The 24,972-nt window shown below is 72.8% G+C and carries 21 protein-coding genes; 14 read left to right on the top strand and 7 right to left on the bottom strand.

The window, feature by feature from the left end; all coding sequences use genetic code 11:
* Nucleotides 1-9: 9 nt before the first annotated feature.
* The 3 genes from TAE01_RS15035 (at nt 10) to TAE01_RS15025 (ending at nt 3,745) form a co-directional block, all read left to right on the top strand.
* Nucleotides 10-1,029 (top strand): polyprenyl synthetase family protein, encoded by a 1,020-nt coding sequence (locus TAE01_RS15035; RefSeq protein ID WP_147067631.1) that lies wholly within the window; start codon nt 10-12, stop codon nt 1,027-1,029.
* Between the two features lie 198 nt (nt 1,030-1,227).
* Entirely contained in the window at nt 1,228-2,409 is a 1,182-nt protein-coding gene (locus TAE01_RS15030; RefSeq protein ID WP_147067630.1) for an alanine racemase, read from the top strand.
* Between the two features lie 4 nt (nt 2,410-2,413).
* A complete protein-coding gene (locus TAE01_RS15025; RefSeq protein WP_147067629.1) occupies nt 2,414-3,745 on the top strand; it encodes a D-arabinono-1,4-lactone oxidase in 1,332 nt (443 codons plus the stop codon).
* A 130-nt stretch (nt 3,746-3,875) separates the two neighbouring features.
* Here TAE01_RS15025 and TAE01_RS15020 read toward each other — a convergent pair whose 3' ends face one another.
* Nucleotides 3,876-5,288, bottom strand: a complete 1,413-nt coding sequence (locus TAE01_RS15020) for a class II fumarate hydratase (RefSeq protein ID WP_147067628.1) — start codon at nt 5,286-5,288, stop codon at nt 3,876-3,878.
* Between the two features lie 123 nt (nt 5,289-5,411).
* Between TAE01_RS15020 and TAE01_RS15015 the strand changes: the two genes are divergently transcribed.
* On the top strand, nt 5,412-7,148 hold the full coding sequence (locus TAE01_RS15015) for a sialidase family protein (protein ID WP_147067627.1): 1,737 nt from the start codon (nt 5,412-5,414) through the stop codon (nt 7,146-7,148).
* 2 nt (nt 7,149-7,150) lie between these two features.
* Here the strand turns inward: TAE01_RS15015 and TAE01_RS15010 are convergent, their stop codons facing one another.
* From TAE01_RS15010 to TAE01_RS14990, 5 genes are all read right to left on the bottom strand, one after another.
* Nucleotides 7,151-8,704: an MFS transporter gene (locus tag TAE01_RS15010; RefSeq protein WP_147067626.1), complete on the bottom strand. Its 1,554-nt coding sequence runs from the start codon at nt 8,702-8,704 to the stop codon at nt 7,151-7,153.
* Nucleotides 8,705-8,757: 53 nt separating this feature from the next.
* Nucleotides 8,758-9,762: an EamA family transporter RarD gene (gene rarD, locus TAE01_RS15005; protein WP_147067625.1), complete on the bottom strand. Its 1,005-nt coding sequence runs from the start codon at nt 9,760-9,762 to the stop codon at nt 8,758-8,760.
* Nucleotides 9,759-10,838: a 2-oxoacid:ferredoxin oxidoreductase subunit beta gene (locus tag TAE01_RS15000; protein WP_147067624.1), complete on the bottom strand. Its 1,080-nt coding sequence runs from the start codon at nt 10,836-10,838 to the stop codon at nt 9,759-9,761. The genes rarD and TAE01_RS15000 overlap by 4 nt, the downstream gene beginning before the upstream one ends.
* Nucleotides 10,835-12,733, bottom strand: coding sequence for a 2-oxoacid:acceptor oxidoreductase subunit alpha (locus tag TAE01_RS14995; protein ID WP_147067623.1), 1,899 nt, complete (start codon nt 12,731-12,733; stop codon nt 10,835-10,837). Before TAE01_RS14995 ends, TAE01_RS15000 begins: the two co-directional genes overlap by 4 nt.
* A 149-nt stretch (nt 12,734-12,882) precedes the next feature.
* Nucleotides 12,883-14,424 (bottom strand): hypothetical protein, encoded by a 1,542-nt coding sequence (locus TAE01_RS14990; RefSeq protein WP_147067622.1) that lies wholly within the window; start codon nt 14,422-14,424, stop codon nt 12,883-12,885.
* 72 nt (nt 14,425-14,496) lie between these two features.
* Here TAE01_RS14990 and TAE01_RS14985 point away from each other — a divergent pair, with 72 nt between their 5' ends.
* The 10 genes from TAE01_RS14985 to TAE01_RS14940 all read left to right on the top strand — a co-directional run bounded on the left by TAE01_RS14985 (nt 14,497) and on the right by TAE01_RS14940 (nt 24,139).
* Nucleotides 14,497-14,856 (top strand): NADH-quinone oxidoreductase subunit A, encoded by a 360-nt coding sequence (locus TAE01_RS14985; RefSeq protein ID WP_147067621.1) that lies wholly within the window; start codon nt 14,497-14,499, stop codon nt 14,854-14,856.
* A gap of 95 nt (nt 14,857-14,951) precedes the next feature.
* Nucleotides 14,952-15,542 carry an NADH-quinone oxidoreductase subunit B gene (locus TAE01_RS14980; protein WP_147067668.1) on the top strand — a complete coding sequence of 197 codons (591 nt, stop codon included), beginning with the start codon at nt 14,952-14,954 and terminating at the stop codon, nt 15,540-15,542.
* Nucleotides 15,539-16,066 carry an NADH-quinone oxidoreductase subunit C gene (locus tag TAE01_RS14975; RefSeq protein ID WP_147067620.1) on the top strand — a complete coding sequence of 176 codons (528 nt, stop codon included), beginning with the start codon at nt 15,539-15,541 and terminating at the stop codon, nt 16,064-16,066. Before TAE01_RS14980 ends, TAE01_RS14975 begins: the two co-directional genes overlap by 4 nt.
* Nucleotides 16,063-17,031, top strand: coding sequence for an NADH-quinone oxidoreductase subunit NuoH (nuoH, locus tag TAE01_RS14970; RefSeq protein ID WP_147067619.1), 969 nt, complete (start codon nt 16,063-16,065; stop codon nt 17,029-17,031). Before TAE01_RS14975 ends, nuoH begins: the two co-directional genes overlap by 4 nt.
* A gap of 249 nt (nt 17,032-17,280) precedes the next feature.
* Complete coding sequence (locus TAE01_RS14965) at nt 17,281-18,150, top strand: NuoI/complex I 23 kDa subunit family protein (RefSeq protein WP_147067618.1); 870 nt, start codon at nt 17,281-17,283, stop codon at nt 18,148-18,150.
* Nucleotides 18,147-18,710 carry an NADH-quinone oxidoreductase subunit J family protein gene (locus TAE01_RS14960; protein WP_147067617.1) on the top strand — a complete coding sequence of 188 codons (564 nt, stop codon included), beginning with the start codon at nt 18,147-18,149 and terminating at the stop codon, nt 18,708-18,710. The genes TAE01_RS14965 and TAE01_RS14960 overlap by 4 nt, the downstream gene beginning before the upstream one ends.
* The gene (nuoK, locus tag TAE01_RS14955) at nt 18,707-19,039 is read left to right on the top strand and encodes an NADH-quinone oxidoreductase subunit NuoK (RefSeq protein WP_186815228.1); all 333 of its coding nucleotides are present in this window, start codon (nt 18,707-18,709) and stop codon (nt 19,037-19,039) included. The genes TAE01_RS14960 and nuoK overlap by 4 nt, the downstream gene beginning before the upstream one ends.
* On the top strand, nt 19,036-20,949 hold the full coding sequence (locus TAE01_RS14950) for an NADH-quinone oxidoreductase subunit 5 family protein (protein ID WP_147067616.1): 1,914 nt from the start codon (nt 19,036-19,038) through the stop codon (nt 20,947-20,949). Before nuoK ends, TAE01_RS14950 begins: the two co-directional genes overlap by 4 nt.
* Nucleotides 20,940-22,445 (top strand): complex I subunit 4 family protein, encoded by a 1,506-nt coding sequence (locus TAE01_RS14945; protein ID WP_147067615.1) that lies wholly within the window; start codon nt 20,940-20,942, stop codon nt 22,443-22,445. Before TAE01_RS14950 ends, TAE01_RS14945 begins: the two co-directional genes overlap by 10 nt.
* The gene (locus TAE01_RS14940) at nt 22,442-24,139 is read left to right on the top strand and encodes an NADH-quinone oxidoreductase subunit N (protein ID WP_147067614.1); all 1,698 of its coding nucleotides are present in this window, start codon (nt 22,442-22,444) and stop codon (nt 24,137-24,139) included. Before TAE01_RS14945 ends, TAE01_RS14940 begins: the two co-directional genes overlap by 4 nt.
* Nucleotides 24,140-24,226: 87 nt before the next feature.
* Here the strand turns inward: TAE01_RS14940 and TAE01_RS14935 are convergent, their stop codons facing one another.
* The gene (locus tag TAE01_RS14935) at nt 24,227-24,826 is read right to left on the bottom strand and encodes a hypothetical protein (protein ID WP_147067613.1); all 600 of its coding nucleotides are present in this window, start codon (nt 24,824-24,826) and stop codon (nt 24,227-24,229) included.
* Nucleotides 24,827-24,972 lie beyond the last annotated feature (146 nt).

Raw genomic sequence — 24,972 nt, 5'->3', positions numbered from 1 at the left:
CGGGCCTCGATGACGACGCACGCCACCCCGCCGGTCCTGGGCATCCCCGGGGCCACCGCGGACCTGTCGGCACGCCTGCGTGACGGGCTGGCCCGGGTCGACGGCCTGCTGGCGCAGGTCGTCGACCACTCGGACCCCTTCATCGCCAAGGCATCCGGCCACCTCGTCGAGGCGGGCGGCAAGCGGTTCCGACCGATGCTGACGCTGCTCGCCGCCGAGCTCGGCGACGGGATCAACGACGACGTCGTCGCGGCGGCTGCGGGGGTGGAGCTGACGCACCTCGCCTCGCTCTACCACGACGACGTCATGGACGAGGCGACCGTGCGTCGCGGCGTGGCCTCGGTCAACGCGGCCTACGACAACTCGACGGCGATCCTCGTCGGAGACCTGCTCTTCGGCAAGGCGTCCGAGCTCGTGGCGGGACTCGGCGCCGAGGCGGTGCTCATCCAGGCCCAGACCTTCGTTCGGCTCTGCTCCGGGCAGATCCGCGACGACCGTGCCTGCCCCGAGGGCGTCGACCCCGTCGACTACTACCTCGGTGTCCTCGCCGACAAGACGGGCGTGCTCATCGCGACGGCCGGCCGCTACGGCGTCATGTTCAGCGGCGGCTCGGCCGAGACGGTGGAGATCATGCGCTCCTACGGCGAGAAGGTCGGCATCGCCTTCCAGCTCGCCGACGACCTCATCGACATCGCGTCCGACGCTGACGACAGCGGCAAGATCCCGGGCACCGACCTGCGCGAAGGGGTCGACACGCTCGCCGTACTGCGCTTCCGCGCCATGGCCGACCCGAGCGACCGCGGCGACGCGCGGCTGCTCGAGCTGCTCGACGCCGACCTGTCGACCGACGAGGCCGGCGTCACCGAGGCGCTCGAGCTGCTCCGCGCCCACCCGGCCCTCACGCAGGCGCGCGAGGAGACGTATGCCGTCGCCCGCGAGGCGCAGGCCCTGCTCGACCCGCTGCCCGACAGTGACGCCAAGGCGGCCCTGCAGGCCCTCGCGATGAGCGTCGTCGACCGCGTCGGCTGACTCACCCCCTCACGCTCACCTCGTCGGGTGGGCACCTCGACCAATCGAGTGGGCAGTTTGATCCAGTCGAATGGGCACTGTAGTTATACGAACGGCTGAGGTCCGGCGCCCACCCGGCCTGGGGAAGCGCCCACTGGATGTGTGGACGTGCCCACTCGACGGGGTGTGGGCGGGGGTGACGCTCGGTAGGGTGCGGGCATGCATCGTCGCCTGTCGCCCCCGGTCGCGGCCCGACTCTCGGCGGCGACGGCCGATCTGGCGGGGCCGCTCGCCGTCGTCGACCTCGACGCGTTCGACGCCAACGCCGCCACCCTCGTCCGGCTCGCGGCCGGCCTGCCGATCCGCATCGCCACCAAGTCGCTGCGCAGCCGCCCCCTCATCGAGCGCGCCCTCGCCCGTGAGGGTTTCGAGGGGCTCATGTGCTACTCGGTGCGAGAGGCGCTGTGGTGGGCCCGCGACGGTCACGACAACCTCCTCGTCGCCTACCCGAGCGTCGACGTGCCGGCGTTGACCGAGCTCGCCGCCGACCCCTCCCTGACCCGGGCGGCCATCGTCATGATCGACAGCGTCGAGCACGTCGACTTCCTCGCCCGTGAGGTCCCGGGCCACGAGGGTCTGCGCGTGGCCGTCGACGTCGACGCGTCGCTGCGGGTGGGCCCTGCCCACATGGGCGTGCGCCGGTCACCGACCCGGACCCCCGGCGACGTCGAGGCCGTGATCCGGCGGGCCCAGGAGCGGGGACTCGTCGTCGCCGGCCTGATGTTCTACGACGCGCAGATCGCCGGTCTGCCCGACTCGGGCCCGGCCGTGCGGCGGATGAAGAAGGTCTCCGACACCGAGCTGCGCTCCCGCCGCGCCGAGGTGGTCTCGGCCGCCCGCGCCCTGGCCGACCTCGAGGTGGTCAACGGCGGCGGGACCGGCAGCCTCCACGTCACCCACCTCGACCCCTGCCTCACCGAGCTCGCGGCGGGCTCGGGCCTCTTCGCCCCGACCCTCTTCGACGGCTACGACGCGCTGTCGCTGCGTCCGGCCGCCTACTTCGGCGCCCCGGTGGTGCGCCGACCCGGCGAGCGGATGGTGACGGCATACGGCGGGGGGTACGTCGCGTCGGGTCCGCCCGGTTGGTCCCGGGTGCCCAGCCCGCTCCCGGAGCAGGACGTCACACTGATCCGGCGCGAGGGCGCCGGCGAGGTGCAGACGCCCGTGGAGGGCGAGGGGGCCGACCGGCTCTCACTGGGAGATCGGATATGGTTCCGGCACGCCAAGGCGGGGGAGCTGGCCGAGCGCTTCACGGAGTTCGCGCTCGTCAGCAGCGACGGAGGCGACCGGGTCGTCGGGCGGGCCGCGACCTATCGTGGGGAAGGGCAGTGCTTTGGCTGACAGCGTGGGCGGTGCGACGGGCCGCGTCGTACGCAGTGTCGACTGGTCCAACTGGTCGGGCACCGAGTCCGCGAAGCTCGCCCGCGTGGCAACGCCGCGCAGCGAGGCCGAGGTCGTCGACGAGGTCAGGCGTGCGGCCTCGCGGGGCCTGCGGGTCAAGGCGATCGGCGCCGGGCACTCGTTCACGGGAGTCGCCGTCACCGACGGTGTGCAGCTGCGGCTGGGCGCCCTGACCGGCGTCACCTCCATCGACTCGACGCGCGGCGAGGCCACCGTCCGGGCCGGCACCCCGCTCCACGTCCTCAACGAGGAGCTGGCGGCCTTCGGCTGCGCGCTGCCCAACCTCGGCGACATCGACCGGCAGAGCCTCGCCGGCGCCATCGGCACCGGCACTCACGGCACCGGGCTGCGCCTCACGGGGCTCGCCGCGGGGGTCCGCGCGCTGCGCATCGTGCTCGCCGACTGCTCCGTAGTCGAGTGCTCGCCGACGCGTGACCCCGAGCTCTTCCAGGCCGCCCGGCTCGGGCTCGGCGCCCTCGGCGTCGTCACCGAGATCACCGTCGCCGTCGTGCCCGCCTTCCTGCTCCACGCCGTCGAGCGGCCCGAGTCGCTGAGCGACGTGCTGGCCCACGCGGACGTCTCGGCCGAGGCCAACGACCACTTCGAGTTCTACTGGTTCCCGCACACCGACCGGGTCCTGACCAAGCGCAACAACCGCGTCCCGGAGGGCACCGCCAGCCGCCCGTTGCCGGCCTGGCGCGAGAAGCTCGACGACGACCTCCTCAGCAACCGCTTCTTCGAGGTGACCAACCGCGTCGCGACCCGTCTGCCGCGCTCAACGCGCGCGATCAACGCCGTCGCGTCCCGGGCCCTCAGCGAGCGGCAGTACACCGACAGCTCGCACAAGGTCTTCGTCACCGCGCGCGAGGTGCGCTTCATGGAGTCGGAGTGGGCCTTCCCGCGCGCGAGCCTGTCGGACGTGCTGCTCGAGCTGCGCCAGTGGGTCGAGCGCCACGACGAGCGCATCTCGTTCCCCGTCGAGTGTCGCGTGGCCGCGGCCGACGACGTGTGGCTGTCGACCGCCTACGAGCGGCAGAGCTGCTACGTTGCGATCCACAAGTACCACCGGCAGCAGCGCGGCGCCTACTTCGACGCGTTCGAGGCGATCGCGGTCAACCACGGGGGCCGGCCGCACTGGGGCAAGATCCACACCCGCGACGCCGACTACCTCCGTGGGGTCTACCCGCGGTTCGACGACTTCCTCGCCGTCCGCGACCGCGTCGACCCGGAGCGCCGCTTCGGCAACCCCTACCTCGAGCGGGTCCTCGGCCCCTGAGCGCGCCGGCCGTCCGGCGCGGGCCGGTATGCCGTATGCCGTATGCCGTGTCGCCCGTCCGCGAGGTGACGTGCTCGCGGGCACGCGGACCCACGGAGCGCAGCCACCCGGCATACGACCGAGGGAACGGTCAGGCCCTCGGCGCGGGCCGCGTCATGGAGAGGACGTCGAGGGCGTCGTCGAGCTGCTGCTCGGTCAGGGTGCCGTCGGCCACGTGACCTCGGGCGATGACGACGTCGCGGATCGTGCGCCGCTCCCGGACGGCCTGCTTGACGACGGCTGCTGCCGCCTCGTAGCCGAGGTAGCGGTTGAGCGGGGTGACGATCGAGGGAGAGCCCTCGGCGAGGGCCCGCGCGTGCTCGACCTCGGCCGTGATCCCGTCGACGCACCGGTCGGCCAGCAGCCGGCTCGTCGAGGCCAGCAGCCCGATCGACTCGAGGACGTTCTTGGCCATGACCGGGAGCATGACGTTGAGCTCGAAGTTACCGGCCGCCCCGGCGGTCGTGATGGTCACGTCGTTGCCGATGACCTGGGCGCAGGCCATGAGGGTCGCCTCGGGGACGACCGGGTTGACCTTGCCCGGCATGATGCTCGACCCGGGCTGCAGGTCGGGCAGGTGGATCTCGCCGAGGCCGGTGCGCGGCCCCGAGCTCATCCAGCGGAGGTCGTTGCAGATCTTCGTCAGGCTCACGGCCACGACCTTGAGCGCGCCGGACAGCTCGACGACGGCGTCCTGGGCCGACTGGGCCTCGAAGTGGTTGGTGGCCTCGCGGAACGGGATGCCGGTGACGCCCGCGACGCGCTCGATCACCTTGCGCGCGAAACCCGGTGCCGCATTGAGCCCCGTGCCCGCGGCGGTCCCGCCGAGGGGGAGCTCGCTCGTCGCCTCAGCGGCCGTGCGCACCCGCGTGGCCCCGAGCTCGACCTGCCGCCGGTAGCCCCCGAACTCCTGGCCGAGGGTCACGGGCACGGCGTCCATGAGGTGGGTGCGGCCGGCCTTGACGACGTCGGCGAACTCGGACTCCTTGCGGGCCAGGGCGAGAGCGAGGTGCTCGAGCGCCGGGACGAGCTCGAGCACGGCCGCCGACGTCGCGGCGATGCGCAGCGCGCTGGGAAAGGTGTCGTTGCTCGACTGGCCCGCGTTGACGTGGTCGTTGGGGTGCACGTCGAGGTCGCTCGCGAGGTGGGCGAGACGGGCGACGACCTCGTTGACGTTCATGTTCGTCGAGGTGCCGGAGCCGGTCTGGAAGACGTCGACGGGGAACTCGTCGTCGTGCTCGCCGTCCGCGACCTCACCGGCGGCCGCGGCGATGGCGCGCGCCCGGTCGGGATCGATGACCCCGAGCTCGGCGTTGACGTCGGCAGCGGCGGCCTTGAGGCGGGCGAGCGCGTGGATGACCCCGGGCGGCACCGGCTGCCCGCTGACGGGGAAGTTCTCGACGGCGCGGGCCGTCTGCGCTCCCCACAGGGCGGCGGCGGGCACCTGCACCTCGCCCATCGAGTCGTGCTCGGTCCGGAAGCCCTGCCCTGCATCGCTCGTCATGCCCCCATCATCCCCACTCGGCCGGTCGTTGCACCGAAACCCTTGTCGTATGCCGTCTGCCGGGAGCACGCTGGAGGGTGCGGGCGCCGACGCGATCCTTTGTCGAGCACTGAAGGAGAGGTCATGGTCCACCGCCGCACCGTCACCGCCGTCCTCGCATCCCTCGCGACCGTCTTCGCCGGAGCCGCGGTGGCGGTCGCTGCGCCATCCGCCGACACCCTCGTGTCGGTGGGCAGCCCGCCGACGCCGTTCTCGCAGAACAAGCAGAACGAGCCGACGGTCGCGATCGACGCGCACGACCCCGGTGTCGTCGTGGCGGGCGCGAACGACGAGATCGACGAGGAGTCGTGCGCGGCGGGTGACCCGACGTCCTGTCCCTTCACCGCAGGGGTCGGGGTGTCGGGCATCTACTTCTCGTTCGACGGTGGGGGGTGGGTGCAGCCGACGTACACCGGGCTGACGGCCCGCGACTGCACCGGTCCCGCAGCGTGCACCGCGCACACCGGTCCGATCGGCACGCTCCCCAGCTACGCCGAGATGGGGCTCGTCTCCGACGGTGACCCGGCGCTCGCCTTCGGCCCGCGACCGGGTGCCGACGGGTCGTTCTCGTGGGGCAACGGCTCGCGCCTGTACTACGCCAACCTCACCTCGAACGTTGGCGCGGACAAGGAGTCCGCGACCTTCAAGGGCTTCGAGGCGATCGCGGTCTCGCGCACCGACAACCCTCGCGCTGCGGCCGCGGGTGACGCCGCCGCCTGGAAGAGCCCGGTCCTCGTCTCGAAGCAGTCCTCGACGACGTTCTCGGACAAGGAGCAGGTCTGGGCCGACAACGCCGCGTCGAGCCGGTTCTTCGGCAACGTCTACGTCTGCTGGGCCTCCTTCCGCAGCAACAGCCGCGGCCAGGCACTCCCGACCCCGCTCAACGTCGCCCGGTCGACGGACGGGGGAGCGACGTGGACGAGCAAGCAGGTCGGCCCGGCGACCGACAACGGGATCAACTCGCAGCCCGACGGCTGCACCGTGCGCACCGACAGCCACGGCAACGTCTACGTCTTCGGCATCGGCACGCGCGGTGGTCAGCAGTTCCAGATGCTGTACCGGTCGACGGACGGCGGCGCCCACTGGACGGGCCCGTCGCTCGTCGCGCCGGTCACGGCGCCCGGCGTGACCGACCCCGTGCTCGGCCGCCCGACCATGGACGGCTTCGCGGGTGCGCGCGTCGACCTGGCCGCGGGCCCGAGCGTCGACATCGCCAACGGAGCGCCGACGGGCGCCGACGCCACCGACCAGATCGTCATGACCTGGGCCGACGGTGCCGCCGGCCTTAACCACGAGCAGCTGCTCTGGACGAGCTCGACGGACGGCGGGTCTGCGTGGACCGCACCGGCAGCGGTCCCGCTCCGCGCGGGTGACCGCCCGGTCTACACCGCACCGGCTCTCTCGCCCGACGGCACCGACCTCTACGTCGTCGACAACGCCTTCACGACGCCCTACCGGAACGACACGACCTCGCCCCGCGGGCTCGTCGGCGAGATCTGGCACGCGAACGTCGTGGGCGGGGTGCCGACCGGCTGGTCGTCGCTCGACCGGAGCGCGGTCGGTGACCCGCGCGGGACGAGCCAGAACGGTCTGACGGCCGAGTTCCTCGGGGACTACGTCTACGCGAGTGCCACCCGGGACAAGGTCGTCGGCGTCTGGAACGACGCCTCGAACGCGGCGGACTGCCCGGCGATCGACGCCTACCGCGCGTCGCTCTACACGAGCACTCCGACCGCTCCGCCCGACGTCCTCGGGTCCTGCCCGGCGACGTTCGGCAACAGCGACATCCGTGGAGGCAGCTGGGCCGACCCGACGCCCTGACCTCAGCGCCCCGCCTCGACGTCGCCGACGACCGGGCGGTCCTCGTGGGCGTGGCTCGTGCCCGGGCACCCCTCGGTGCCCGCGCACGACCACCCCGCCGGGGCCGATCGCGTATGCCGTGTGCCGGCGTGCCCGAGGACGGCGTGCTCGCGCTCGGGTGCGGCCTGCACCGTGCGGTCCGGGTTGCGGATGAGCAGCCACGACACGGCGCCGCCGGCGACGAGCAGGGCGGCGCAGATGAGCATCGCCGCGCGGTAGGCCGACGAGAACGCCTCGGGCACCGTGTAGTCCGCGCCGTGGAGACCCACGACGGCGGGGAGCGCAGCGACCGCGAGCAGGCTGCCGGCGCGGGCCACGGCGTTGTTGACCCCGCTGGCGACCCCGGCGTAGCGGTCCGGCGCGGCGGCGAGGACGGTGGCGGTGAGCGGGGCGACGAGCAGGGTGAGCCCGAGGCCGAAGACGGAGATGCCGGGCAGGATGCCGGTCCAGTAGGTCGACCCCACGCCCACCCCCGAGAGCAGCAGGGTGCCGATGCCGCACACGACGGGGCCGACGGTCATGGGCAGCCGCGGCCCGATGCGCGAGGCGAGCTCACCCCCACGGGCGGCGAGCAGCAGCATCAGCACCGTGACCGGCAGGGAGGCCATCCCCGCCACGAGGGGACCGTAGCCGAGCACCGTCTGCACCTGGAGGGTGAGGAAGAAGAAGACCGCGCCCAGGGCGGCATACACGAGCAGCGTCATGGCGTTCGCGGCGCTGAACTGGCGGGAGGCGAAGAGCGCCGGCTGCACCATGGGGTGGGAGGTCCGCCGCTCCACGACGACGAAGGCCGCCCCGACAGCGAGCCCGAGGGCGCCGACGGCGAGGGCCGGCCCGAGCCCGAGCGCCTCGTGCTGGATGAGCGCGAACGTCGTGATGCCGAGGGCGAGCGTCGCCAGCGCCGCCCCGGCGACGTCGAAGCGGTGGTCCGCCTCCTCGTCGCGTGTCTCGGGCACGTGCAGCTGGGCGATCCAGATCGTCGCCACCCCGAGCGGCACGTTGACGAGGAAGGCCCACCGCCAGCTGGCGTACTGCACGAGCCACCCGCCGGCGAACGGCCCCAGCGCAGAGGCGATCCCGCCGAGCCCCGACCAGGTGCCGATGGCCTTGCCGCGGTCGTCGGGTCGGAAGGACGCCTGGATCATCGACAGGCTGCCGGGCGTCAGGAGCGCTCCGCCCACGCCCTGGAGCACACGCGCGACGGCGAGCTGGCCGGGCGACTGGGCGAGGCCGCACGCGGCGGAGGCGAGGGTGAACCACGCGACCCCGATGACGAAGACGCGGCGCCGGCCGAAGCGGTCACCGAGCGAGCCTCCGAGCAGGATGAGCGAGGCGAGCGCGAGCAGGTAGCCGTTGGTGATCCACTGCAGGTCGGCCAGGCTCGCACCGAGGTCCTTGCCGATGCGCACGAGCGCGACGTTGACGACGGTCCCGTCGAGCAACGCCATGCCGGAGCCCAGCACCGCGGCCGCGATGACGAACCGACCGGTGCGGGAGCCGAGGGCGATGTCACTCACCTCGGCAGTCTGTCACCGCCGCCGGTCCGAGCGGGCCCTGCGCCGGTGCGCGCTCAGCGGGGGCAGTCGTCGACCGGGAGCGGCTCGCGCCGGGCCGCGCGCGTCCCACGCAGGCTGACGAGCGAGTCGACGCTCAGCACGAGGAGCGCGACCCAGACGATGCCGAACCCGATCCAGCGCTCGCGCGGCATGTGCTCGTGCAGGAGCAGCACGGCGCACAACAGCTGCATGACCGGGGTGATGAACTGGATCAGGCCGATGGAGACGAGGGGGATGCGCCGGGCGGCGGCCGCGAAGCACAGCAGCGGCACGGCGGTGACGACGCCCGACAGCACGAGCAGCGAGGTGTGCACGGCGCCGTGGCGACCGAACTCGAGACCGCCCTGGGCGCCGACGACGAGGAGCAGGACCACGGCGACCGGCGCGAGCACGACCGTCTCGACGGTGAGCCCGTGGATCGCGTCGAGGCTGACGCCGACCTTCTTCTTCGTCAGGCCGTAGAGCGCGAACGACACGGCGAGCGTCAGCGCCACCCACGGCACGCGACCTCCGGACACGCCGAGGTAGACGCCGGCCGCCACACCGATGCCGACGGCGACCCACTGCAGGAGGCGCAGCCGCTCACCGAGGACGACGACGCCGAGCGCCACCGTGACGAGCGGGTTGAGGAAGTAGCCGAGCGCCGCCTCGGAGGTGTTGCCCGACGTGACGGCCGCGACGTAGACGACCCAGTTGACGGCGATGAGGACCGCCGCGACCGCGGTGCCGGCGAGGAGCTTCGGCCTCCGCAGCAGGGGGCGGACCCAGCCGAGGTCGCGCACGACGAGCAGGACGACGACGCAGAAGAGCAGCGTCCACAGGATGCGGTGGGCGAGGATCTCCCACGGCCCGGCGGGCTTGAGCGCGTCGAAGTAGAGCGGGAAGAGCCCCCAGAGGCCGTAGGCCACGAAGCCGAGCAGGGTGCCGCGGCCGACCTCACCGTGGGGTGCCGGCGACGCCGGGCCCGGGGTGCCGGACCCGCTCGGTGCGACGGACGGAGCGGTGTCGCGGGTGGTCACGCCCCCACGGTCCAGGTGTCCCGGCCGGCGAGCAGGGCGTCGATGTCGGCGTCGGTGACCTCGCCGGTGCGGGCGGAGGCGACCTGGTCGCGCAGGGAGTCGTCGTAGGTCGGGCGCTGGACGTTGCGGAAGATCCCCATCGGCACGTGCCCGAGGTCGGGGCTGTCGAGGCGCGAGAGCGCGAACGCCGCCGACGGGTCGGCTGCCGCGACGTCGTGGCGCACGATGCGGGTCGGGTCGGCCTCGGCGCGCGGCACGACCGCGAGCGAGCCCCGGTCGTCACGGACGACGACGGTCTCGGCGGTGCCGACCTCCTCGCCGTCGGTGAGGTGCAGGATGCGGGCGGCAGCCTCGGTGCGGTCCTTGAGCACGTCGAAGACGCCGTCGTTGAAGATCGGGCAGTTCTGGTAGATCTCCACGAGCGCCGACCCGCGGTGCTCGGCCGCGGCCCGCAGCACCGAGGTCAGGTGTTGGCGGTCGGAGTCCATCGTGCGGGCCACGAAGCTCGCCTCGGCGCCGAGCGCCAACGACACCGGGTTGAAGGGCGTGTCGAGCGAGCCGAGCGGGGTCGACTTCGTCACCTGGCCGACGTGGGAGGTGGGGGAGTACTGCCCCTTGGTCAGGCCGTAGATCTCGTTGTTGAAGAGCAGGATCTTGAGGTTGACGTTGCGGCGCAGGGCGTGGATGAGGTGGTTGCCGCCGATCGAGAGCGCGTCGCCGTCGCCCGTGACGACCCAGACCGAGAGGTCCTCGCGGGTCGCGGCCAGGCCCGTCGCGATGGCCGGCGCGCGACCGTGGATCGAGTGCATGCCGTACGTGTCGAGGTAGTACGGGAAGCGCGAGCTGCACCCGATGCCCGAGACGAAGACGATGTTCTCGCGCTTGAGGCCGAGCTCGGGCAGGAAGCCCTGCACGGCCGCGAGGATCGCGTAGTCACCGCACCCGGGGCACCAGCGCACCTCCTGGTCGGAGGTGAAGTCCTTCTTCGTCAGCGCGGTGCCGTCCGCGAGGCGGGGGACACCCGCGGTGCCGGGGGCACCGGGCCCGCCGGACGGCATACCCAGGTCGATGGTCACTTGGCGGCCTCCTTCAGGGGCACGTCCGAGACGGACGCCACGGCGGTGGCGATGACGTCGGCGAGCTCGCCCGCCTGGAACGGCCGGCCGCGCACCGAGGTGTGCGACTCGATGTCGACGAGGTACTTCGCCCGCAGCAGCATCGCGAGCTGGCCGAGGTTCATCTCGGGCACGATGACGCGCTGGTACGAGCGCAGGACCTCGCCGGTGTTGGCGGGGAACGGGTTGAGGTGGCGCAGGTGCGCCTGGGCGACCCGGGCTCCGGTCGACCGGGCGAGGCGCACCCCGGCGGCGATGGGGCCGAAGGTCGAGCCCCAGCCGAGGACGAGCACGTCGGCGTCACCGGACGGGTCGTCGACCTCGAGAACGCCGATGGTGTCGGCGATCCCGTCGATCTTGGCCTGGCGCAGCCGCGTCATGTGGTCGTGGTTGTCGGGGTCGTAGGAGATGTTGCCCGTGACGTCGGCCTTCTCGATGCCCCCGACGCGGTGCTCGAGACCCGGGGTGCCGGGGATGGCCCACGGCCGCGCGAGCGTCTCCGGGTCGCGCAGGTAGGGGTGGAAGGTCGGCCGGCCCGAGTCGTCGACCGCGTTGGGCTCGGTCGCGAACTCCACGGCGATGTCGGGCAGCTCGCTCGTGACCGGCAGCCGCCAGGGCTCGGAGCCGTTGGCGAGGTAGCCGTCCGAGAGGACGATGACGGGCGTGCGGTAGGTCGTCGCGATGCGCACCGCCTCGACGGCGATGTCGAAGCAGTCGGCCGGGGTCGCGGGCGCCACGACCGCCACCGGCGACTCGCCGTTGCGTCCGAAGAGCGCCTGGAGCAGGTCGGCCTGCTCGGTCTTCGTCGGCAGTCCGGTCGACGGGCCGCCGCGCTGGATGTCGCAGACGATGAGCGGAAGCTCGAGCGACACGGCGAGGCCGATCGTCTCCGCCTTGAGGGCGAGGCCGGGACCCGACGTCGTCGTGACGCCGAGCGCGCCGCCGAAGCTCGCGCCGAGGGCGGCGCCGACACCGGCGATCTCGTCCTCGGCCTGCATCGTCGCGACGCCGTAGCGCTTGAGGCCGGCCAGCGTGTGCAGGATGTCGGAGGCCGGGGTGATCGGGTAGCTGCCGAGGAAGAGGGGCAGGTGAGCCCGGTGGGCCGCGGCGACGAGGCCGAGCGACAGCGCGACGTTGCCCGTGACGTTGCGGTAGGTGCCGGCCGGCATCGTGGCCGGGGCGACCTCGTAGGCGACGGCGAAGTCCTCGGTGGTCTCGCCGTAGTTGAAGCCGGCGCGCAGGGCAGCGAGGTTGGCCTCGAGGATCTCGGGCTTGTCGGCGAACTTCGCCTTGAGGAACGCCTCGGTGCCGTCCATCGGGCGGGTGTAGAGCCACGAGAGCAGGCCGAGCGCGAACATGTTCTTCGCGCGCTCCTTCTCCTTGCGGGTCAGGTCGGTGAACGACGCCAGCGCCTCGACGGCGATGGACGTCAGGGCCACCGGGTGCACGTCGTAGCTGTCGAGCGAGCCGTCGTCGAGCGGGCTCTCGGCGTAGCCGACCTTGGAGAGGTTGCGCTTGGTGAACTCGTCGGTGTTGACGATGATCGCCGCTCCGCGCGGCAGGTCGCGCAGGTTGGCCTTGAGCGCTGCGGGGTTCATCGCGACGAGGACGTCGGGCGCGTCGCCCGGCGTGAGCACGTTGTGGTCGGCGAAGTGCAGCTGGAAGCTCGAGACCCCGGGCAGCGTGCCTTGGGGAGCGCGGATCTCGGCCGGGAAGTTCGGCAGTGTCGACAGGTCGTTGCCGAGCAGCGCCGTCTGCGACGTGAACCTGTCTCCGGTGAGCTGCATGCCGTCGCCGGAGTCCCCGGCGAATCGGATGACCACGCGATCGAGCTTCTGGACCAGTTTGGCGCTCATGCTCTGCGACGTCCTCGAACTTCCCTGCGATTCACGGCCCGGGGCACTGTGCGGCGGACAACTTCCATGCTATGTCGCACACCACCGCCGATCGTGCACCTGCCACAACGTGGACGACACGATCCGGGACCCCGTGCGTCAGCGGGCCGTCAGCGGGCGGGGGATGGCCGGTGCGATGGCCGGTGGGATGGCCGGGCGTCGACCTGGATCCCGCGGCGTCGCATCAGGTGTCGGCCGAGAGCCCCGAGCGTCGCGACGGGGCCGGCCGCCACGACGACGTGGGCCACGAGCAGGGCCGCCCCCGAGGTCTCGTCGACGGCACCCGCCGCCGCGAGGCACCAGACCAGCAGCGGTGTCAGGCCGGTCGTCGCCACGTAGACGACGGACCAGAGCACGACGAAGAAGGGGTTGCCCCGCTGGAGGTCCCAGGCCGAGCGGAAGGCGTAGACGCCCAGGGCCAGCGCCGGGGCGACGAGGACGAGGTAGACGAGCTGGTAGGCCGTCGTGGCCGGCTCGATCCAGCCGAAGCGCTCGGCCAGGCCGATGGGTGCCCACGTCACCCACATCGTGGCGACGAGCCACGACCCGAACGTCCCGAAGACCTGGACGAGGCTGCGGCGGCCGGCGATGACCGCCCGGTTGCGTCGAGCCTCTCGCGGGTCGTTGGTCCCGCGCCACAGTGGCGCCGTGCCGCGCGAGCGGGCGCCGTCGACGCTGATCGGGAACCACGTCCTGGGCCAGACCGCGACGATCATCCACGTGAGGGCGGCGAAGAAGAGAACGGAGAACACCGTGACCCACGGGTTGCGGCTGTTGAGCGAGAGCCGGTCACCCTCGCCGAGGACCGCTGCGGCCGCACCGGCCGTGGCGAAGCCGGTGAGCCCTGCCGACAGGAAGGCGACCGCGGTCGTGATCGGGTCGACGGCGTCGGCGGGCTCGAGCTGCTCTGACCTGTTGGTCGCGCCGCCGTCCCCGCCGTCTCCGTCGCCCCGAGGCGCCTCGCCCGAGCCGATGCCCAGGCGACGCATCACCAGCTGCGCGCCCAGCGTGAACGGGCCGAGCCACGCGGCGCCCGCCACGAGGCTCAACGGGCGCAACCACGGGCCGGAGGTGCGCAGGCGCCGGGCGGCGTCGGCGGCGAGGGTCGCGTCGTCGACGGACGGCTCGAGCGGCACGACGACGTGGCACCGGGTCGGCGTGGCGAGGCACCGGGTCCGGTCGCTGCCCACCCGACCGATCCACACCGTCGCGGGCGGGGCTCCCGCGGCCGCGAGGGCCGAGGTGAGCTGGCGCTCGCGCTCGACCGAGGGACCGCGGATCCCGGGCACGGCCCGGAGGGCGCGCTCGTCGAGGAAGCGCAGCCAGGTCAGCGCGACCACGGCGAGGCACCCGAGGACGAACCACCAGAAGTAGGGGCCGCCGCGCTGCAGCCAGCCCATGAGGAGCAGCCAGGGCCAGGCCGTCGCCGCCGTGACGAGCGCGACCCCGAGGACCCAGGCGGGCAGCGCGCGCAGCCACCGCCGCAGCACCGGCCCCCGCGCCGGACGCGACGGCCCGACCTGCCCGAGCTGCCCGACCTGCTCGTCCCAGCCGAGCGCGTCCTCGCCCGAGATGTCCGCACCGTCCACGACCCGGTCGCGAGCCGCGTCGGGCACGACGTCGTCCTGGTCCTTCGCTCCCCTGTGAACCATGGCCGCAGGGTAGCCCGGATGGGGCCGACCGCACCGTGCCACTCGTCTACCGGCATGGATAGGCTGGCCGTCATGTCCGGGTACGTGGCCGTCGCAGCGGTGCTGGGGGCGGGCGTCCTGCTCGTCACGGCGGCGATGGTCGCGCGACGGCTCCTCGCGCCCCGGGCCCCCCACGCGGCCAAGCTGGCGACCTATGAGTCCGGCGTCGACCCCGTCGGGGAGGGCTGGGCCCAGACCAAGGTCCGCTACTTCGTCTTCTCCTTCCTCTACGTCGTCTTCGCCGTCGACGCGATCTACCTCTTCCCCTGGGCGACGGTCATCCGCGACGCCGGTCTGGGCGGCGCGAGCCTCGTCGAGATGGGCGTCTTCATCGGGGTCATCGTCCTGGGGCTGGCGCACGCGGGGCGCCGTGGCCTGCTGAGGTGGGTGTGATGGAGCAGCCGCCCAGCCGAGCCGCCGGCCAGCCCGTCAGCCAGTCCACCAGTCAGTCCACCAGTCAGCCCGTCAGCCAGCCCGTCAGCCTGCCGATGCCGACCGTGGGCCCGGCGTCGATGGGCGTCCTCGGGGCGCACGCGCCGAAGCCGATCAAGGTCGTGCTCAACTGGGGCCGCCGCTACTCGTTGTGGGTCTTCAACTTCGGGCTCGCCTGCTGCGCCATCGAGTTCATCGCGGCGTCGATGGGGCGGCACGACTTCATCCGTCTCGGCGTCATCCCCTTCGCGCCGGGTCCGCGGCAGGCCGACCTCATGGTCGTCTCGGGCACCGTCACCGACAAGATGGCGCCCGCGATCCGCCGCCTCTACGACCAGATGCCCGAGCCGAAGTACGTCATCTCCTTCGGCGCCTGCTCCAACTCCGGCGGTCCCTACTGGGACTCCTACTCCGTCACCAAGGGTGTCGACCAGATCGTCCCCGTCGACGTCTACGTCCCCGGCTGCCCGCCCCGCCCCGAGGCCCTGCTGCACGGCATCATCCGTCTCCAGGAGCAGATCGCGGCCGAGCGCCTGTCGACCCAGAAGCTCAAGGGACGGTATGCCGGCTCGCGCGTCGCCAGTGCGGGTGACCTCCGTCGTCCGCTGCTGGGCCGCGGCACGACGCCCACGGGGTCCGGGTCGTGAAGGTCACCGACGTGCGCGACGTCCCCTTCGGCGAGTGGTCGACCTCGGTGCTCTCCCTGCGTGAGGAGGGCTACGCGTACTTCGACTGGCTGACGGCGGTCGACGAGACCGACCGTGACGCCGGCGACGCCGGCTTCGACGTCGTGTGCCACCTGCTCGACACGAGCGAGCCCGGCAGGCTCCGGTCGGTGCTCCTGCGCACGCGGGCCCCCGAGGGGGCGCCGGTGCCGTCGCTGACGGGGATCTTCCGTGGTGCTGCCTGGCACGAGCGCGAGACCCACGAGATGTTCGGCATCGACTTCGAGGGCTTCGACGACGGCAGCGGGCTCGGCCTGCGTCCGCTCCTGCTGCCCGATGGCTTCGAGGGGACGCCGCTGCGCAAGTCGTTCGTGCTCGCGGCGCGGGCGTCCAAGGCGTGGCCCGGGGCCAAGGAGCCGGGGGAGGGCCACGACTCGGCCCGCGCACCTGGCCGCCGCCGCGTGCAGGCGCCGGGCGTGCCCGGTCCCGAGTGGGGTCCGCGATGAGCGACCTCGCGCCGTGGCTCGAGGTCGTGCTGCGCGCGGCCGCCGTGCTCGTCGCCTTCCTCGTGCTGCCGCTGCTCGTCGGTCAGACCGAGCACAAGGTGATGGCCCACATGCAGGGTCGGCTGGGGCCGATGTATGCCGGTGGCTTCCACGGGTGGGCCCAGCTCGTCGCGGACGGGGTGAAGTTCGTCCAGAAGGAGGACATCACCCCCGCGCGGGCCGACCGGTGGGTCTTCCGGCTGGCGCCGTTCGTGGCTCTCATCCCCTACCTCGTGGCGCTCGCCGTCATCCCGCTCTCGCCCACGGTCGTCGGCGCCGACGTCGACGCGAGCGTCCTGCTCGTGCTCGCCGTCATCGGCGTCGGCATCATCGGCACCCTCATGGCCGGCTGGGCCTCGGCCAACAAGTACTCCCTGCTCGGGGCGATGCGCGCGGCCGCCCAGCTCGTCTCCTACGAGCTGCCGATGGTGCTCGCCGTCGCCTCGGTGGCCCTGGCGGCCGGCACGCTGTCGCTCACCGGCATCGCCGCTGCCTGGCACCCGTGGTGGCTGCTCTGGCAGCTCCCGGGAGCCGTCGTCTTCCTCGTCGCGGCCCTCGCCGAGCTCCAGCGGCCGCCGTTCGACATGCCGCTCGCCGACTCCGAGATCGTCTTCGGTGCCTTCACGGAGTACACCGGGCTGCGCTTCGCCTTCTTCCTGCTCGCCGAGTACGCCGGCATCGTCGTGATGTCCCTGCTCTTCGCGGTGCTCTACCTCGGCGGCTGGGCTGGCCCGTTCGAGCACTGGCTCGGCTGGCTGTGGACGGTCCTCAAGGGCTTCCTCGTCGCGGTCGTCGTCATCTGGCTGCGCGTCTCGTGGCCGCGCATGCGCGAGGACCAGCTCCAGCGGCTCGCGTGGGTGTGGCTCGTACCGATCGCCCTCCTCCAGCTGGCGATCACCGCCGTCGGTGTGGTGATGACCTCGTGACCATCCCCACGTGCACCGTCGGGAGGCCACGTTCGGCCCTCCTCCCACCGCCGAGAGGCCGGGCCTTGCCGCTCTGCGCACGTCGAGAGGCCAGGTGCGGCCGTCGAACCGATGTCGCTCGACTCGCGGGAGGTGGCACGACGTGGCCCGTCGACGGGGCGGGGTGGGCCATCCGTGGCCTTTCGACGGTTGAGGGTGACGGGGGCTGTCTCGTGGGCCGGGAGCAGGGAGAGGAAGGGGTGAGCGGACGTGGGTGACGGCATACTCCCCGGGCTCGTCAAGGGGCTCGCGACGACGGCGAGGTCGCTGACGCGGCACACGCACACGGCCGAGTACCCCGACGTCTCGCCGGCCCTGCCGCCGCGGTCGCGCGGCGTCATCGCGCTCACCGAGGAGAACTGCACCTCGTGCATGCTCTGCGCGCGGGAGTGCCCCGACTGGTGCATCTACATCGACTCGCACAAGGAGGAGCTGCCGCCGACGACGCCGGGCGGGCGCGCCCGCCAGCGCAACGTCCTCGACCGGTTCGCCATCGACTTCTCGCTCTGCATGTACTGCGGCATCTGCATCGAGGTGTGCCCGTTCGACGCCCTGCACTGGAGCCCCGAGTTCGAGTACGCCGAGACCGACATCCGCGACCTGCTCCACGAGAAGGACCGGCTCGGGGCGTGGATGGCGACCGTCCCGGCGCCGCCTGCCCTCGACCCCGGCAGCGCCGATCCCGCCGAGGTCGTCGCCGCCGCCAAGCCTCCGCGCGGCGCGACGGCGCCCGGAGGCGCGCGTGGGCCGGGCGCTGCGGCGCGCCCGGCACGGGTGCGCAAGGAGGCCACCCCGCCCGCCGACCCGACCACCGCGGCTGCCACCGCGGCTGCCACCCCGGCTGCGATCCCGGCTGCCACCTCGGCGGCTCCGGCGCGCCCCGAGACGCCCGCCGCCGAGCAGACGCGCGTCATGCCCGCGGTGGAGCGCACGGCGGCCCTGCCCGTGGTCGACCCGACGTCCGCCCCGCCGCCGGCCGACGGCGCCGAGGCCGAGCAGGTAGCGGAACAGGCTGCAGCCCAAGGAGACTCGACGCAGGTGCTGCCGACGGTGTCGACCGACGAGGAGGATCGCGAGTGACCACCCGCGACATCGTCTTCGCCGCCGTCGGCGTCGTGACCGCCCTCTCGGCCCTGCTGTCGGTGACGACGAAGCACGTCGTGCACGCGGCCCTCTGGCTGCTCGTCTCGCTCGGCTCGCTCGCGGGCGCCTACCTCGTGCTCGGGCAGGAGCTCGTCGGTCTCGTCCAGCTGCTCGTCTACGTCGGCGCCATCGTCGTGCTCGTCCTCTTCGCGCTGATGCTGACGCGGGCCCCGATCGGCCCGCACGCCGAGATCGACACCCCGTGGTGGCAGCGGGTGGCCGGTGCCGTGCTCGGCGGCGCGACGACCGCGCTCCTCGCCTCGCTGCTCCTGCCGCTCTTCTCCGGTGTCTCGGTCGACCTCGATACCCCGACGACGACCACGCCCCAGGTGGCCCAGGCGATCTTCGGCACCTGGGTCTGGCCCTTCGAGCTGCTCTCCGTGCTGCTCCTCGTGGCGCTCATCGGCGCCTTCGCGGTGTCGCGCCTCGTGCTGCGCCGCGACGCCGACGAGCGTGCGCCCGTCCCCGCCGCAGCCGCCACCGGGGACCGCGGATGATCCACCTCTCGCTCCCGGCGGCGCTGGCCGCCCTGCTCGCCGGCATCGGGGTCTACGGCGTCCTCGCGCGCCGCAACGCCGTGCTCGTGCTCATCGGGGTCGAGCTCGTCCTCAACGCCGCGAACCTGCTGCTCGTCACGGCCGGCTCACGCCCCGGCACCCAGCTCTCGGCCGGACCGGTCCTGACGCTCTTCGTCATCACCATCGCCGCGGCGGAGATCACCGTGGCCCTCGCCATCATCCTCGTCATGTTCCGCAAGGCCGGGCACATCGACCTCACCGCCGTCCCTGACCTCACGGACGACCCGGCCGACGAGGGTGTCTCGTGAGCTGGATCGTGCGGATGATCGTCGTGCTCCCGGCGCTCGCGGCGCTCGTCGGGCTGCTCTGCCGACGCCAGCGACTGCTCGCGGCCGGGGTGGCGATCTCCGTCTCGTCCTACGTCGCGGTGCTCGCTCTCATCCAGTGGGTCGCCCCGTCGCGCTCGGCCGACATCGACACGATCGGCGCCCTCCCGCTCGGCGACCTCTCGGTGCCGTTGCACCTGCTGTCCGACCGGGTCTCGGGCCTCGTGTCGTTCGTCGTGGCCCTCGTCGTGCTCGGCATCCAGGTCTTCACCGCGTGGTACCTCCGGGACGACGCCCGCTACGGACAGTTCGCCGCCACGGTCTCGCTCTTCGCCGCGGGCATGCTGCTGCTCGTCCAGGCCGGCGACCTCGTGCCCGTGCTCGTCGGCTGGGAGATCATGGGCTGGTGCTCGTGGCTGCTCATCGGCCACGACAGCGAGCGCCACGCAGCGCGGCGCGCCGCCTACAAGGCGTTCCTCGTGACCCGCGTCGCCGACATCGGCATGGTCGTGGGCATCGTCGCGCTCTCGGTGCGTGCCCGGTCCACCGACCTCATGGCGGTCCTGACGGCCACCGGGAGCAGCACGCTCCTGACCGTGGGCCTCGTCGGTGTCGTCGTCGGCGTCGCCGGCAAGTCGGGTCTCGTGCCGTTCCACGACTGGCTCCCCGACGCGATGGAGGGTCCCACCCCGGCCTCGGCCCTCATCCACGCGGCGACCATGGTGGCCGCCGGCACCTACGTCGTCGCGCGGCTCTTCGCCCTCTACGCCGAGGACGACGCCGCCCGGACCCTCCTCGCCGTGCTGGCGGCCGTGACGATGGTCTACGCCGCCCTGCTCGCCCTGGCCCAGACCGACCTCAAGCGGATGCTCGCCTACTCGACGCTGAGCCAGATCGCGATCATGCTCTCGGCCCTCGCGGCGGCCCCGGCCGAGCTCGGGCCGGGCGCCGGGATCTCGCACCTGCTCGGGCACGCGTTCTTCAAGGCCCTGCTCTTCCTCGGCGCCGGCTGGCTCTCGGTGCTCGCCGGCGGGACGGCGATCGCGGCCGTGCGCGGCCGGCTCCGCCCGACCGGCGCGCTGCGCTGGTCGATGGGCATCGGGCTCGCCGCGCTCGCCGGGGTGCCACCGCTCGTCGGCTTCTTCAGCAAGGACACCGTCATCGACGCCGCGCTCGAGGGCGCGACCGGTGGTGGCGGGTTCCGCGCGTGGCTCGTCGTCGTGGCGCTCTTCGTCACCGTCGTGCTGACCGCGGCCTACTGCGCCCGCGCCTGGCTGCTCCTCGACACCCCGGTGGCCGCGACGTCAGCGCTGCCGGACTCCGAGCCGGCGCTCGTCGCCGCCGAGGAGGTCGCCGTCGTCACGACCGCCGACAGCGCCGACGACGCCGAGGTCGAGCGCGTCCACGCCCACGGTCACGCCGCCATCACCCTGCCCGCGGCCCTCGTCGTGTCGGTCCTCGCGGCCCTCACCGTCGTCGGCACGCTCTTCCTCACGAGCCTGAGCGGCGGGGTCCACGTCGGCGTCCTCAGCGCCCTGCTGTCCCTCCTGCTCGTCGCCGGCGGGGCGTATGCCGTGTGGTTCCTCAGCGACCGCGGCCGGGTCGACGTGGCCGACCTCGTGCCCGACCGGCTCAGGGAGCCGGCCGTGCGCGGCTTCGGAGTCGACACGGCATACGTCGGCGTCGGGCGGGCGGTCACGGCGCTCGCCCGGGTGGTCGTCGCCCTCGACAGGGACGTCGTCGACGCCTACCCGCGTGCGACCGCCGTCGTGGCCCGGGCGGCCGGGCGCGCGGGGGAGCGCGGCCACCGCGGTGTGCCCTCCCTGTCGCTGCTCAGCCTGCTCGTCGGTGTCGTGCTCGTCGCGGTCCTGGGGGTGACCGCATGGCGCTGACCCTCATGCTCCTGCTGCCGCTCCTCGGCGCCATCGCCTGCATCGCCATCCCCGGCGAGTCCCGGGTCGAGCGGGTCATCGCGCTCGGATCCACCGTCGTCACAGCGCTGCTCGCGGTCGTCGTCGTGTGGGGACGCCACGAGGTCGACGTGCCCTGGATCCGCTCGCTCGGCGTCCGATGGCACTTCGGGGTCGACGGCATCTCGGCCGCGCTCGTGCTGCTCACGGCGCTGCTCACCGTCGCGGTCGTCGCCCACGCCCTCTCCGGCCCGATCCCGCGGGGCGGCACGGGATCGACCTTCCTCGGCTGCATCCTGCTCGTCGAGACCGGGGCGCTCGCGACCTTCATGGCCCGCGACGCCATCCTCTTCTTCATCGCCTTCGAGGTGGTGCTCGTGCCGATGTGGGTGCTCGTGCGGCGCTTCGGCGACGACCACGTGCCCGACGAGACGCGCGCCGACGCCGCCGGACGCTTCGTGCTCTTCACGGTGCTCGGCTCGACGCTCATGCTCGTCGGGATCCTCTTCCTCGTGCTCCACCAGGGCACGAGCGACCTCACGGTCCTGGCCGCGCGCCACGGAGCGGGGCTGTCCCACTCGTTGCAGGTCTCCATCGCGGCCCTGCTGCTCGTCGGGCTCGGGATCAAGGTGCCGCTGTGGCCGCTGCACACGTGGCTGCCCTCGGCGCACACCATCGCGCCCACCGCCGGCTCGGTGCTGCTCGCCGCGGTGCTGCTCAAGATGGGCACCTACGGCATCGTCCGGCTCGCCGTCGCCACCGTGCCGTACGGGGTCGCGCAGCTCAGCCCGGTCCTCGCCCTGCTCGGCGTCGCCGGGATCCTCTGGGGAGGCCTGGCCTGCCTCGTCGAGCGCGACCTCAAACGCCTCATCGCCTACAGCTCGGTCGCGCACATGGGCTTCGTCGCCCTCGCCATCGCCTCCGGGAGCGAGACCGGCCTGCAGGCGGCGCTCTACGGCAACATCGCGCACGGCGTCGTGGCGGCACTGCTCTTCTTCGTCGTCGGCGACCTCAAGGAGCAGTGGGGGTCCACCGACCTCCACGTCGCGCGAGCCGCCCTGCGCGACAAGGCGCCCCGTTTCGGGTTGGCCCTCGTCGTCGGGCTGGCGGCTGCCCTCGGCCTGCCGGGTCTCGTCAGCTTCTGGGGAGAGTTCCTCGCGTTGTATGCCGCGTGGTCACCCGCCCCCGACCGTCCCGTCGCCCTCCTGCGGGTCTGCGTCGTGCTCGGTGCCGTGGGTCTCGCGCTCGCGGCCGCCTACTCGCTGCGGGTCGCCCGCATCGTCTGGGCCGGTGAGGGCAGCGACACCGCGCACGGTGTCGCGGCCGAGCCGGTCGCCGACGCCCACGGAGCCCGCTGGGGTGTGGTCCTGACGCTCGTCGTCGTCATCGTCGCGCTCGGGGTGCTGCCGCACCTGCTGCTGGGGCTGTCGCACACCGCGACCACCGGACTGCTCTCCGGCCTGGGGGTCACGCCGTGAAGGGCCTCGCCATCGACTACGCCGTGCTCCTCCCGGCGCTCGTGCCCGTCGCCGGACTCGTGCTCGTGCTCGTGGCCGACCTCGTCAACCCGCGACTGCGCCGCGTGCCCTACGCCATCGCCGCCCTCGCCGCCCTCGGCGCGGCCGCCGCGACCGTCCCGGGCCTCGCGCTCGGCGGTGGCTCGACGCGCGAGACCTTCTGCCTGACCGGTCGCAACCCGGCAGCCGGTGCCGCGAGTGCGACGGGTGCGACGGGATCGCTGCCGGGGGTCGACGGGCTGCCGCAGGTGTGCCTCTGGCAGGCCGACGCCCTCGCCGGCACGCTCCAGCTCGCCGCGGCCGTCTCGGCGATCGTGTGCATCGCCCTGGCCTGGCCGCGCACCCGTCGGCAGCGACCCGACGACAGCACCCGCGAACCGGTCGAGGCCGTGCTGCTGCTCGCCGCGCTCTCCGGCACCGTGGTCGTCGCCGCGAGCCGGGACGTCGGCACGTGGCTCGTCGCCCTCGAGCTCGCGACGCTGCCCGTCATCGCGCTCGTCGCCCTGTCGGGCCGCCGGTCCGCCGTCGCCGGGGCCACCCAGCTGCTCGTCACCTCGCTCGTCTCGTTCGCGCTGCTCGTGCTCGGTGTCGCCCTGTGGTTCGCCGGGACCGGCAGCCCGTTCCTCACCCCGGACGCGGCGCTCTCGTCGGGAGGCGCGTTCTCGGGCGTGCCGGGCACGGCGTCGGTGACGGTCACCCAGGCGGCCGGTGCCGTCGTGCAGCCGTCCGTCTCGGGGGGAGTCGTCGCGCTGGCGACGGTGCTCGTCGTCGCGGGTGTCGGCTTCAAGCTCTCGCTCGTGCCGTTCCACGCGTGGACGCCCACGGCATACGCCGGCTCGTCGGTGCCCATCGCGACGTTCCTCGCGACGGTGTCCAAGGTGGCGGCCCTCGCGGCCCTGCTCGTCGTGCTGCGGGCCGTGGCCGTGCTCGGCACGCCCGCCGTGCTCGCGATCGCCGTGCTGGCCGCGCTGAGCATGACGCTCGGCAACGTCATGGCCCTGCGCCAGCACGACGTCGTGCGCCTGCTCGCCTGGTCGACGGTGGCCCAGGCCGGCTGGGTCGTCCTGCCGCTCGTCAGCATCTCGGCGCTCGGCGTCGGCGCCAGTGCGACCTACCTGCTCACCTACGTCGTCGCGACGCTCGTGGCCTTCGCGGTCGTCGCGGTCACGCTGCGCGACCGTCCCGGCAGGGGACGCTCGATCGCCGACTACGAGGGCCTCTGGCAGCGCAGCCCGTGGCGGGCCGGGGCGCTCGTCCTGGCCCTGACGTCCCTCGCCGGTCTGCCGCCCGGAGTCATCGGCCTCGTCGGCAAGGTCACCGCCCTGCGGCCGGTCGTCGCCGAGGGCTGGGTGTGGCTGGCGGTCGTCGCGGCCGTCAACGCCGTCATCGGTGTCGCCGTCTACCTCCGCTGGTTGCGTGCGGTCATCACCGAGCGCGAGGTCGCAGAGGTCGGTCAGGGGGTCGGTCCGGAGCTCGGCCCGGGGGTCGGTCCGGAGGGCGCCCCGACGCAGCCGGGTGGTGAGTCGGGCGGCGAGTCGGCGGCACTCCCGGCGACCAGAGCCCGCCCGGTCGCGGTGGTCGGGCTCGTCCTCGCCTCCGCCGTGCTCGTCGTCGTCAGCGTCCAGCCCGACCTGCTGCTCCGTCTCCTCGGCTGACGCGGAACGGCCCCGGGACCGAGGTCCCGGGGCCGTTCCGTCCGGTCGTGGCGCCGTGTGGCGAGGGTGCCGACCGAGGACCGGTGGTCAGGCGGTCTGCGGGATGGTCCTCGCGTGGCCGGCCTGGACGGTCGCCTCGTCCTCGGCGGTCTTCGCGTGGCGCAGGCCGAGCAGTCCGAGGACCAGTAGGAGAGCGGCTCCCACGAAGGAGGCGATGGCGGCCCAGAAGGCGATGGTCCCCATGGTGCCGAAGGCGTAGGCGTTGAGGAGCAGGCCCCGCAGGGTGTTGCCCATGAAGAGCGTCTGGCGCAGCTGGCCCAGCTCGGCGAGCTTGGCCTGGTCGGCGTTCGGGTTCTTCGACATCGTGAGGAACTCACCCGATACCTGGTCGTACGTGCGGTTGTTCGACGCCGCGTTCATGTGGACGAGGATGTAGTTGTCGGCGAAGGCCTTGGCCTGGTCGCCGGTCGTCATCTGCTGTCCGGCGTACTGGAGCAGGGCGTCCTTCTGGGCCTGGGTCTCGAGGGCGGCCGCGGCGGGCATCGTGATGTTCTGCTGGCTCAGCTGGTCGTGGACGTTGCTCGCGACGAAGCTGCTCGCGTACATCAGCAGGCCGCCGGCGACCACGAGCACCGCGGCCATGATGAGGCCGGTCCACGAGATCAGCTTGTCGAGTGTCTTGCGCATCGTTCGCTTCTTTCATCGGAAGGGTGTCGGTTTCCCCAACACCGCCAAACTACTACCGCATGTAGTAGATGAGTTGCCGTTTCAACGAGTCCGATCTGAGTCGTGTGTCACACGGCTCGACAGGGGTGGACGTCCAGCGGGTCCCC

Source organism: Terrabacter aerolatus (assembly GCF_007991735.1).
In the GTDB taxonomy this organism is placed as follows: Bacteria; Actinomycetota; Actinomycetes; order Actinomycetales; family Dermatophilaceae; genus Terrabacter; species Terrabacter aerolatus.
The sequence above is the reverse complement of the archived record's forward strand: the minus strand, read 5'-3'. Positions and strand labels throughout refer to the sequence as shown.